Here is a 10,747-nt window from a genome sequence, read left to right as displayed (position 1 = left end):
CCTCCTCTGCCATACCCATCTATACACATCCGCCACACTTATACATTGCGGAGTTGTAGCGTGACGTGATGGAGCGGAAGCAAATAACGATTCGGGAGGATCAAGTCGAATGGATCGACGAAAACCCCATCAACCTATCCAGCCTCGTGAGAGGTTGTATCGACGAACGTATGGAATCCAGTTCCGCCGATTAGCGGCGGCTGCGAAATCAAGTGACACGATTCACGCCCGCCCTAAAGGGCGGGATTCTCTCGTTGTTTAAAGATAGTGCTTTTCGCGTACCCAACCCTCGTCGCACAGTTCGTCCGGNCCATGCCGGTCCATCCACTTCGTAACTGTTGACGACGAGCAGCCAAACTCCTCTGCAATCTCCAACGTGCTGAGCTCATCGTCCCTGTAGAGCGACTCAACCAACTCCGCATCGCGCCACGGCGGCTGGTCATGGCCCTCGTGTTGCGTGTCTATGTGCCTGTACAATACTCTACGAAGCGGGAACTGACGCGTACACTCGGGGCACGGGTGCTCGTCANCGTGCCCGTGTTCTTTCATTCGTTTCAGCCGCTGGCTGACGTACGGCCGACTGTGCCCCGTCTCTTTGGCGACGTAGCTCGGGTTCACCCGGTCGTCCTCCTCGGCCATGAAGTCAAGGATGTCGTTATCAGCGTCATTCAACTGTCTCGGCTCGAGTGTCATTGAGTCTTGTTTCGCACTCACGATAGTAAATGCTCCCTACAACTACTAATAGCTAACGCCCGTTCTAACTATCCGTTAGTTATATATGTGAGGCACCCGTTGTTGTAACTGAGCACGGGACAGGGCGCAAAAGCCCGGCGCGTTCCAGCGCGCCAGACCGTGCCAAAATCTATGGCAGTTACGCAAACGCACGCGACCGACGAAAACGCATCGATCGAATCGCTCTCCGACCGAGAAATCCGCGCGCTCACCGAAGTCATGTCCACGCTCGACGACCAAGGCGCAGTTGCCGACAACCCGAGCCTGTACGAAGTCGTCAGCAGCAGTGGCAAGTCATACGCGGTCGATCTCGGTGGCGACGAACCGCGATGTACCTGCGCGGACCACCTCCACCGGGGAAAGGTCTGTAAACACATCCACAGAGTGATGTTCGCCACCGGTATTCGGCACATCCCGGCCGACTTCGACCAAGACGAACTCGATGACCAGCTCGGCGAGCACATCACCGAAGGTCAGCCTCGAATCGCCATGACCGACGGCGGCGTCGCCGCACCCCAGCCTTCCAGTGAACGCAAAGACCCACGCGACGACTACATCTTGATCGGCGTCGACGCCGACGGAGCGCACCACATCTACCGCACCAAGGACGAGCATATCCTGGTCGTCGAGGAGGGCACCGTCGCGCAGAACTACGATCTCGAAACGACCCACAAGAGCGTCAACGACTGGATCGACTTCGTCCAATCGCGAGTCGACGGGGGGTTCGAAACCCAGCACCTCTACAAAACCGCGCGTGGCGCGCTCATGGGGGCGATCTAAATGCAGGGCTTCGTCGAGGACGCCGACGCAAGCGAAACCGAAGAGGTCCAGGCGCTTCGCGAGCTCGCAGTGTCGCGGTCGGTCGACGGCGACGAACCATCGGCGACCGTGGGATGGCGCTCCCCACTTGGCGGCCCNCCAGGCGCTTCGCGAGCTCGCAGTGTCGCGGTCGGTCGACGGCGACGAACCATCGGCGACCGTGGGATGGCGCTCCCCACTTGGCGGCCCACGGCTCGGCGGAGGTGACCAGTGATGCGGTCGCACGGCATCACGCGCCGCGGCGCTGCGGCGATCGTCTATCTGGGCGCGGTGAACCTCGCGACTGGCGTCCTAATCGCGGTGTTCGCAGCATGAGAGACGACCTGTCATTCGCCGAGCGCCGGCTCAAGATGACCCGCGAGGCGCTACAGGGTGCCATCGCCGTTGACGCGCCCGCGGGCGTGATCGACGAACTCGAAGCCAAGCGCGACGAGTTCACCCAGAAGGTCATGAACGACAGCCGACCGGAGCCGCGTGACGACCGCCGAGAGGCGAGTGGGAACGTCGAGTACCACGAACGCGGTGACGGGCAACCTACGACTGCATGGAGGCGCGCGAAGCGATCTAACCGAGTGTGAGGTTAATATGACACATAAGCCGCTCCGAAAACGGACGCACAAGAGATACGGGAANNGATGACTGCGGGCGGCGCGACAGGTACACACTGCCCGATGAGACGATCGACGGCGAGAAAATGTGTATCTGTGGTCGCGGTCCCGTTATGGCAGGGCCAGGCGGCGTCGAAGAGTGCGCCGATTGCCTGGGGGAAACCTTCGTCCCACCCCACAAATGACTACCCCATCGGTTACCACCGGGCCGTAGGCACGGCATACGAGCGAGTATTCGGCGCTTGAGCAGTCTGTTCTTCAGAGGTCTTCCGGACGCAGAGAGCCATCCATCAGCGCGCAGCCGCGATTGCTTAGTCGATAGAATCCAGTATCGACTTTCTCGACGAGATCGTGGTCGACCAAGTGCCGACAGCGCTGGCCGACGTACTTGCGGTCGTGCCCCGTGTTCTTCGAGATTGTCCGCGGGGACTGCACCGACGGGTTGCCGCGCGTGTCACGAGCCATGTGTAGAAACTCAAGGACCCGCACATCGGCAGCCGTCATCCAATCGACTTGCCGATGCATCTCTGTTTGGTCGTTGCCCGAGTCGCCCATAACCCTATTGAACCTCTCTGGANCATCGGCAGCCGTCATCCAATCGACTTGCCGATGCATCTCTGTTTGGTCGTTGCCCGAGTCGCCCATAACCCTATTGAACCTCTCTGGAACATTACAATTGGGACCGTAAACACCCCGTATGGGTTGTTACTGACCTCATACGAGGGAACAAGCTTATGCTACTCAAACCGACACGTCTCGGATATGTTGACTGGTCACGCAGACAGACCGACCACGAATCAGACCGGTAGGGTCTCCGTGAGGGTTCGCCACCCACGACAGTCAAAACCCACCGACAGATGCACGATATCGGTCGCAACTNCCACGAATCAGACCGGTAGGGTCTCCGTGAGGGTTCGCCACCCACGACAGTCAAAACCCACCGACAGATGCACGATATCGGTCGCAACTACCAGGCACGACCACTTTCACTTCCACTACCCTGTTAACGGACATTTATGTGCCCGTATGCCGAACTTTCACAAGGTAACGACTATGGGGATGGTTTACCACAGAAATCCGCGAAAAGAAGCGTCGTCAGTTAAGCGCAGCAACGCGACCACCGTCGGTTCGAGGCCTCGTGTCGGTATCGTCGGACTCGTCGAACTCCCCGTCAAGACGCATCTGACATGCCTCACGAATCCAGCCCGCGCGAGAGTCGCCGTACGTGAGCTGGGCCTCGATCTCCTCAACAAACTCTTCGTCCATCGGGACCGTGACATCTTTGCGTTCTCCCATAGTGGCAACATGGCCACGGCACCATATAAGTATGCGGGTACAAAGCCGAGGTGCCACGGTGGTGTTGTGTGGAGACGACTCGGTGACACAAAGGTTAATAGGCAGCAACTCAAAGTAGGTGTTGTGGCATGAGTAGTGAATCAAACAGCACGAGCGGGACAGAAGACGTCTCCGTTGTTCTGGGCACAGACGAAAATGAGGAGATCGAAGACCGGCTCGAGTATGGGGACTCGAAGTCGGGCTGGATTCGTGAGGCGTGTCANCACAAGGGTCCAATCCAATCCCGGGTGCGCAGGCAGCCGGCCACCGCGGTCACTTCGGTAACCATGAACCACGATAGCCACACGGGCAACACTTGCCCGCACGAGAGTTATAGTATTGATATATTAAATACTGTTCGCAATAGCGAAAGCGGGAGTAAGGGGCCCGAACTCCCCGATGCGCGGCCGCTCCCGTCAGGCGGGATCGAGATCTACGGCGCCCATCCGAGCGAGCACATCATCACCGACTGTTTCATCAGCCTGGAGGATGCGCGATGATGGCAGCCGAAACCGTTTTTGTGATTCCAAATCGGGGGGCAAGCGGTAGCCGACCGCGGTTCCACACCGACGAGGATTGCCNCCGCTTGGAGAGGGCAGAGACAGTCCGATCCAAAGAGCGGTCCCTGGTCGAGAGTCACCGCAAGCACTGCAAGGTCTGCTCTGGCGAGTTTGAGCGTCACTCCCACGACGGTGACACCAAAGAGCTTCACGACCTACTGCTCGAGACCGATCCCGACGCAATCGGCGATGGAGAGGCGAGCGCGTGGCGATCGCCGGCGGGCGGGCCACGGTCCGACCAGTGCCCCACTACCACCCCCAACAAACGCGACGGAGGTGAGGCATGAGCGCATCCGGCTGGGCCACCGCGGCGGCCGTCACCGGCTACGTGGCGTGCTACGTCGTCGTCACCATCGCTGGGATGCACTACGGCTACCCGCAAGTCCTGTGGGNCCACCGCGGCGGCCGTCACCGGCTACGTGGCGTGCTACGTCGTCGTCACCATCGCTGGGATGCACTACGGCTACCCGCAAGTCCTGTGGGTGTGGGCAGTCCTCCTGTTCGTCGACTTCGAGATCTCTGACGACTGCGACTGCTGTGAGCGGGGTGACGACTGATGCCGGAGTTCGTCTGCCCGGTCTGTAACTGCAACGTGACTCTCGGGCCGTCCGGAATCGAATACGGCCACTCGCGCGGCCNGTCAACCCTAAACGGTCGAACGGGGTGACCGTCTGATGGAGGTCGGCCCACAGGACATTAGCGATGTGAGCCATGTCCCAGTCGAGTTAGCCTCGATGCCCGAGTCGCGGACAACCCTCTGGCTGGTGCTGCACAAGCATGGCGACCTGACCGCTCCCGAGTTGATCGACGAATGTGGCATCCCCCGCGGAACCCACGCCCGCGCGCTGTCAGATTTGCGAGACGCCGGGCTGGCCGAGATGCGGCCGAATGTCGAGAATCATAACGCGCCGAAATACCACGCACTCGGAGATCCAGTGACTGTCGAGGAAGAAGACGAGATGGAATCGCGGGCGTTCACGCCCGCGCGTGCATCCCGCGGCCAGGTCTCGACGCCAGCACTCATCGGTATCGCAACCGTGTTCGTTGGCCTCGTGCTCCTCACTGGCTTCGCTATCGGGACTTGCGGGGTGGGCCTATGACTGGCGAGGAGCCCGTCTACGTCCTCCCCCGACGCAGCGACCCCACAGCGATCCACACCGACCCCGACTGCTGGGTTCTCGGTGCATCCGACCGCGACGCCGTCGAGCGCTCCCGCTCGTCGTTTACCGACGATCGTGACACCTGCTCGTACTGCAGCGGCGAGACGGCTGCCTCCGAGCACGGCAAATGCCGGTCGGTGAGACAAGAACAGGCGGTCCAAGAGCGGATAGAGGCCGTCCGGCGTGTGCTCCGTGAGGCCGGGCGACCCCTCTCCCGGCGCGACATCCAACTCGAGGCGCTTCTGTCCGAGAAGGAAACGCGGAACAGCCTCTCGGAGTTGCGCGAAGCCGGCGAACTCAAGGACGTCGCGAATCACGATGACGGGCGGATCCCGCTATACCAGCTCGTCGCCGAGAGGGCGGCTGCCCAACAGGCCAGCCACAGGGTGGGACTATGAGCGCCAAGAGCAGCGGCGAGTGCGATACAGTGCCGGTCGTCTGGACGCAACACGGGCGCGAGCAGTGGCACAACGAGCGGCGCAACGCCGCCGCGGACCGATCAACCGAACGTGCGTGGCGTGAGTCTGTCGAGGTCGACTACCCCTCGGCCCGAGACGGTGCGCGCGGTCGGTATCATCCCGATGGCGACTGTGTGTTGATAGTCAAACGCGACGCCGGTGGGGCCGACGTCGTCGTGACGGTCATCAACCTCAACGACCGCGGCGTGCGCGAACAGGCCTACGTCCGCTATCAGGCGGCCTACGGGTGGTCGCAATGAGTGAGCGGGTCATGATCGACATCGAAACCCTGGGGACCGACCCCGGGGCGGCGATCGTCTCTATCGGAGCGGTTCGCTTCTCGATCTCCGAGGGCATCACCGACGAACTGTTCGTCTCGGTCGATATCGAATCCTGTCAGCAGGCCGGGCTCGATATCGACGCGAACACGCTCGCGTGGTGGCTCGGCCAGTCCGCCGCTGCGCGCGACCAACTCTCTGGCGGTGACGGCCTCGAGGCCGCGCTGGGCGACCTGCGAGCGTTCGTCGGCGGAGCGGGCGAAGNGAGGAGCCGCCCTGGCAGTTCTGGGCCGAGCGTGACTATCGGACGTGTCGCGAGACGCTGCCGACATGGCCCGACCACGAGCAGGAGAGTGTCGAACACAACGCCGTCGACGACGCACGCTACCAGGCCGAGTGCCTGGTCACTGCGCTGCGTGAGGGGGTCCTATGACCGAGTCCGTAGTTTTACCTATCAGCAGTTCTAACGGTGGAGTACAGACTGACCAACAACAGCGAAACACCGGACCAGAACCCCTCGCGTCCTCAGCGCGAGGCAGTCCGGTGTTTGTCTCCAGCACGATGGCGTACGAGACCCAGTACAATAACGATTACGACGAGCAGCGTATCGAATACGACCAGCGCCCAGCCTCGGTTTCGGGAGGGGTCGGCGCATGAGCGACGATGTCCGCGGCTTGCTCAAGCGCGAACTCGAGAACGTTTCGGGAGACATCACGCCAACAGAACTCCTCGGGCGTGTTACGGGGAGCCTTCCAGACGACATGGAGTTCGGTGAGGCAAAGGAGATCGCCGGCGACCTCCTCGATGAACCGGCGGCGACTGACGGTGGAACGGCGGCCGACGACAGCCCGGAGCCCGACCCCGATCCGCCGGCACCGCCAGAGGCCCCACCGGTGCCCGATGCGGCCGTCGACCTCGACGACGAGGGGGAGGCTGTCAGGGCACTGGATGACGCGATCNCCGCCGGCACCGCCAGAGGCCCCACCGGTGCCCGATGCGGCCGTCGACCTCGACGACGAGGGGGAGGCTGTCAGGGCACTGGATGACGCGATCACCTGGTTCCACCGCCGCGTCGACGATATAATCAACGACCACACGGAGACCGGCGAACACCCGGACAGGCCCACCACCGCCCGAGAATGGTTCGAAGACGACCGTCAGTTCGACACGGAGACGGTCGACGAGAAGAGGCTCGGTTGGGTTCCAGCGAACTGTGGCGACCAGCTGGTCGAGTTCCTACTCCGCAGCGGCCACGAGAAAGACGCGATCCTCGGGACCGGGCTGTTCAACGAGGACCTCAAACTCCTCTGGAACGGCCGGTATGTCTTCCCGTACTTCGACCGGGACGGGCGCGCGGNCCCGGAGGACTTCATGGCCGGGAAGTACACGAAACTGGCCCACACGAAGGACTACGTCCACGTTGAGGAGCCGATCTACGGGCTGAGTACAATCGGCCGCGACGGGCCGGTACTCATCACCGAGGGCGTCGCGGACGCGCTCCGCGCGCACGAGAACGGCTACGCCTGTCTATCGCCGGTCACCACACAGTTCAAGAACGAACCCCTCGACCCGCTGCTCAAGCACCTCGAGGACACCGGGCGGGCGGTGTACGTCGTCCAAGACAGCGAGCCCGCGCCGATCGACTTCGACGGTGACCTTGAGGGGTGGGGGNACCTCGAGGACACCGGGCGGGCGGTGTACGTCGTCCAAGACAGCGAGCCCGCGCCGATCGACTTCGACGGTGACCTTGAGGGGTGGGGGTGTCTCGCGATCGAGCAGTTCGGTGCCGGTCTGAAAGGCGGCATCCGGACCGCCGCAGTGCTGCGACAGGAGGGTGTCGACGCCTACGTTGCGGAACTGCCGCGACTCGCCGAGGAAAAGGTCGACCTCGACGACTACNCCGCCGCAGTGCTGCGACAGGAGGGTGTCGACGCCTACGTTGCGGAACTGCCGCGACTCGCCGAGGAAAAGGTCGACCTCGACGACTACCTGGCCGAGTGGGCTGATACGCTCGCGCCGGTTCTGGCCAGCGCCAAACCGGCCGACCAGCACCCGGCCTACGAGGACGCGATGGGGAAGTCAACGCAGGCAACGCGCCTGCAGGACGGCAGTGGCAATGGCGGGGGGGAAGACGGCGGCGGGGAGGCGGAGAGAAACACCCCACAACACTCGGACAAAACGCCGAACCGAGACCTCACACGAGAGGAGATCGAGGAAGCGCTCGAACACGTCAGTAAGTCGCTGCACTACGACGACTGGATCAAGATGGGGTACGCCGTCCACGACTGGGGCGGCGATGAGACCGGCAGGGAGGNCGCCGAAGTGGGAGAAGCCGACGAGTTCCGATGCGATTGACTGGATCTGGCGGAACGCCAGCGGCTCGGAGGAGATCGCCGGCAAGCGACGTGCGACTACTGTCGGCACACTGATCCACTACGCGCAGCGCGACGATGACTACACGCCGCCGTGGGAGCGCGACCCCGACTGGCCGGTGTTCGACGTCGTCAAAAGCGCCGGGATCGAGCTGCACCTGTTACCGATCAACGGCAAGCAGGTTAAGGTCGCAATCGAGCAGAACGGAACGCGCGCCTACTCGGAAGAGCAGGAGCGTGGGTTCTGGAATAACGGCACAAAGCGCGGCCGAATCGCCGGCCGAATCGCGGATGTCGTGACCGGTGCGAAGCCGGATTCGATCCGCGACGGCGTTAAGAGCGCCCTCAACCAGGCCAGTGTCGATGCCCACGAGAACGAAGACGAGTGGGAGGCAGCCATGCGGTCGCCTCGCGAGAAAGGCCTGCGGCAGCGGACCGTCAAGGNCAGTGTCGATGCCCACGAGAACGAAGACGAGTGGGAGGCAGCCATGCGGTCGCCTCGCGAGAAAGGCCTGCGGCAGCGGACCGTCAAGGTGGTCTGTTACCCCGCGGCTGACGAGGCCGAGTGGGTCGTCACGATGCACCCGCCCGAAGACAGCAGCGTCGACGGACCGCGCGACATCACGTTCGACCAGGGCGACTTCAACGACGCGAACGCCGGCACGTTTCGCAACNCAGTGTCGATGCCCACGAGAACGAAGACGAGTGGGAGGCAGCCATGCGGTCGCCTCGCGAGAAAGGCCTGCGGCAGCGGACCGTCAAGGGGGTCTGTTACCCCGCGGCTGACGAGGCCGAGTGGGTCGTCACGATGCCCCCGCCCGAAGACAGCAGCGTCGACGGACCGCGCGACATCACGTTCGACCAGGGCGACTTCAACGACGCGAACGCCGGCACGTTTCGCANCCCGCCCGAAGACAGCAGCGTCGACGGACCGCGCGACATCACGTTCGACCAGGGCGACTTCAACGACGCGAACGCCGGCACGTTTCGCAACAAGCACCTGGCGACGTTCTACAAGAAGATTGAGATCGACGCCGAGGAGTGGTTCGACCTCGTCGAGTACTGGCTCAACATCCAGGACACGAAAGAGCGCGACCCCGACCACCTCAAAGACGCCGCGATCGACAAGTTCCTCGATTGGGCCGGGACCATGCAGGTCTGGGCCGACGAGGAGGGCTTCTCGTGGTCGTCGCGTAACGGCTACTACTGGCCGGAGTTCGACGGGGACGACGACGCGATCTGCATCCCTGGCCAGAAGGTCGTCGAGTGGCAGCAGCGCGAAGACTTTGACGATGTCANTCTGGCCGATCAGCGCCGACGTCACACCCCACACGCTCGAGAGCGCGCATGAAGTCGTCGACGACGATGACGACGAGAAACCGGAGGGGCTGCGATGACTACAGCACAAATTAAAAAGTTGATCGGCGCTCCGGGGAGTGGGAAGACCTATCAACTCCTGCAGTTCGCACACGAGGAGGCCGAGGAGCACAACCCCAGCCTGGATGACCTGACGTTTCTGACGTTCACGCGAAGCGCCCGGACAGAGGCGTCGGAACGACTGCACGTCGTCTACAACAATGCAGACGAGGACGACGTCGACGATCGTGTACGTACGCTCCACGGGGCCGCACTCTCGCAGTGCCTCGCGGAGGACATCTTCGAGNACAATGCAGACGAGGACGACGTCGACGATCGTGTACGTACGCTCCACGGGGCCGCACTCTCGCAGTGCCTCGCGGAGGACATCTTCGAGTACCGCAACAAGCCCGAGGACGACGGTCAGCTCCTGATCCGGAAGACCAACAACGACGATGCGGAGTACTTCGAGTACTTCTTTCGGACCGAGTACCCCCACATCGAGTACGATACCGAGGAGCGCGACCTCATCGAGGAGCTTCGGTCGGGCGAGCCCACGACGGTCGCGACCGGAAACCGGCTCATGGCGCTGTACGACTACGTTCGATCGAAGGCGTGGCCACTCGACCAATACTATCGCGCCCCGATCGACGTCGACCTCCCGCCGGCCCAGACCCTCGAGGGGCTGCAGGCGTGGGAGGACTTCAAGGAGCGAAATGAGTTGATACAAGACGACGACTACGTCCGCAAGGCGACCGAATACAACGTCGATCCGCCCGGTCGGGTCCTCATCATCGACGAGTTTCAGGACCTGAGCCCACTACAGTACCAGCTGTACGAGCAGTGGCGTGACTCCGGTGTCGTCGACCGGATCTACCTCGCCGGCGACGCTCACCAGGCTATCTACGGTTTCCGCGGGGCCGAACCCCAACAGTTCGTCGACACGCCCGCTGACGAGGGCGTCCACCATGAAGAGTCGCGGCGCTGTCCCGAGGCCGTTATCGACGCCGCGGTGCCGATCGCCGATCCCGTGCCGGAGCACGACGTCAGTCGCGTGGCGGCGATGGAC

The 10,747-nt window shown here is 62.6% G+C and carries 11 protein-coding genes; 8 read left to right on the top strand and 3 right to left on the bottom strand.

Features of this window, described 5'->3' with window-relative positions:
* Nucleotides 1-258: 258 nt before the first annotated feature.
* Nucleotides 259-693 carry a MarR family transcriptional regulator gene (locus tag C484_RS00785; protein WP_006824075.1) on the bottom strand — a complete coding sequence of 145 codons (435 nt, stop codon included), beginning with the start codon at nt 691-693 and terminating at the stop codon, nt 259-261.
* Between the two features lie 171 nt (nt 694-864).
* Between C484_RS00785 and C484_RS00780 the strand changes: the two genes are divergently transcribed.
* Together C484_RS00780 and C484_RS00770 are read left to right on the top strand one after the other, a co-directional pair.
* Entirely contained in the window at nt 865-1,512 is a 648-nt protein-coding gene (locus C484_RS00780) for a hypothetical protein (protein WP_006824074.1), read from the top strand.
* A gap of 350 nt (nt 1,513-1,862) precedes the next feature.
* Complete coding sequence (locus tag C484_RS00770) at nt 1,863-2,129, top strand: hypothetical protein (RefSeq protein ID WP_006824072.1); 267 nt, start codon at nt 1,863-1,865, stop codon at nt 2,127-2,129.
* A gap of 288 nt (nt 2,130-2,417) precedes the next feature.
* Here C484_RS00770 and C484_RS22740 read toward each other — a convergent pair whose 3' ends face one another.
* The gene (locus C484_RS22740; protein ID WP_152422635.1) at nt 2,418-2,624 is read right to left on the bottom strand and encodes a MarR family transcriptional regulator; all 207 of its coding nucleotides are present in this window, start codon (nt 2,622-2,624) and stop codon (nt 2,418-2,420) included.
* Nucleotides 2,625-3,254: 630 nt separating this feature from the next.
* Nucleotides 3,255-3,455, bottom strand: a complete 201-nt coding sequence (locus tag C484_RS00760) for a hypothetical protein (protein WP_006824070.1) — start codon at nt 3,453-3,455, stop codon at nt 3,255-3,257.
* 1,018 nt (nt 3,456-4,473) lie between these two features.
* On the opposite strand from C484_RS00760, the gene C484_RS23325 reads away from it, so the two are divergent.
* The 6 genes from C484_RS23325 to C484_RS00705 form a co-directional block, all read left to right on the top strand.
* Nucleotides 4,474-4,611 (top strand): hypothetical protein, encoded by a 138-nt coding sequence (locus C484_RS23325; RefSeq protein WP_160164213.1) that lies wholly within the window; start codon nt 4,474-4,476, stop codon nt 4,609-4,611.
* Nucleotides 4,612-4,728: 117 nt separating this feature from the next.
* Complete coding sequence (locus tag C484_RS00745) at nt 4,729-5,154, top strand: MarR family transcriptional regulator (protein WP_006824067.1); 426 nt, start codon at nt 4,729-4,731, stop codon at nt 5,152-5,154.
* Nucleotides 5,151-5,612 (top strand): hypothetical protein, encoded by a 462-nt coding sequence (locus C484_RS00740; protein ID WP_006824066.1) that lies wholly within the window; start codon nt 5,151-5,153, stop codon nt 5,610-5,612. The genes C484_RS00745 and C484_RS00740 overlap by 4 nt, the downstream gene beginning before the upstream one ends.
* Entirely contained in the window at nt 5,609-5,932 is a 324-nt protein-coding gene (locus tag C484_RS00735; RefSeq protein ID WP_006824065.1) for a hypothetical protein, read from the top strand. Before C484_RS00740 ends, C484_RS00735 begins: the two co-directional genes overlap by 4 nt.
* Complete coding sequence (locus C484_RS25085) at nt 5,929-6,417, top strand: 3'-5' exonuclease (RefSeq protein ID WP_049914937.1); 489 nt, start codon at nt 5,929-5,931, stop codon at nt 6,415-6,417. The genes C484_RS00735 and C484_RS25085 overlap by 4 nt, the downstream gene beginning before the upstream one ends.
* Before the next feature lie 3,298 nt (nt 6,418-9,715).
* A partial coding sequence (locus C484_RS00705; RefSeq protein ID WP_006824059.1) for a UvrD-helicase domain-containing protein occupies nt 9,716-10,747 on the top strand: 1,032 nt, incomplete at its 3' end.

This window comes from Natrialba taiwanensis DSM 12281, assembly GCF_000337595.1.
GTDB classification, from domain to species: Archaea; Halobacteriota; Halobacteria; order Halobacteriales; family Natrialbaceae; genus Natrialba; species Natrialba taiwanensis.
The sequence above is the reverse complement of the archived record's forward strand: the minus strand, read 5'-3'. Positions and strand labels throughout refer to the sequence as shown.

What these genes read in the sequence shown, in the direction of transcription:
- C484_RS00780 (WP_006824074.1), top strand. Translation starts at nt 865, where the DNA reads ATGGCAGTTACGCAAACGCACGCGACCGACGAAAACGCATCGATCGAA.
- C484_RS00770 (WP_006824072.1), top strand. Translation starts at nt 1,863, where the DNA reads ATGAGAGACGACCTGTCATTCGCCGAGCGCCGGCTCAAGATGACCCGC.
- C484_RS22740 (WP_152422635.1), bottom strand. Translation starts at nt 2,624, where the DNA reads ATGGCTCGTGACACGCGCGGCAACCCGTCGGTGCAGTCCCCGCGGACA.
- C484_RS00760 (WP_006824070.1), bottom strand. Translation starts at nt 3,455, where the DNA reads ATGGGAGAACGCAAAGATGTCACGGTCCCGATGGACGAAGAGTTTGTT.
- C484_RS00745 (WP_006824067.1), top strand. Translation starts at nt 4,729, where the DNA reads ATGGAGGTCGGCCCACAGGACATTAGCGATGTGAGCCATGTCCCAGTC.
- C484_RS00740 (WP_006824066.1), top strand. Translation starts at nt 5,151, where the DNA reads ATGACTGGCGAGGAGCCCGTCTACGTCCTCCCCCGACGCAGCGACCCC.
- C484_RS00735 (WP_006824065.1), top strand. Translation starts at nt 5,609, where the DNA reads ATGAGCGCCAAGAGCAGCGGCGAGTGCGATACAGTGCCGGTCGTCTGG.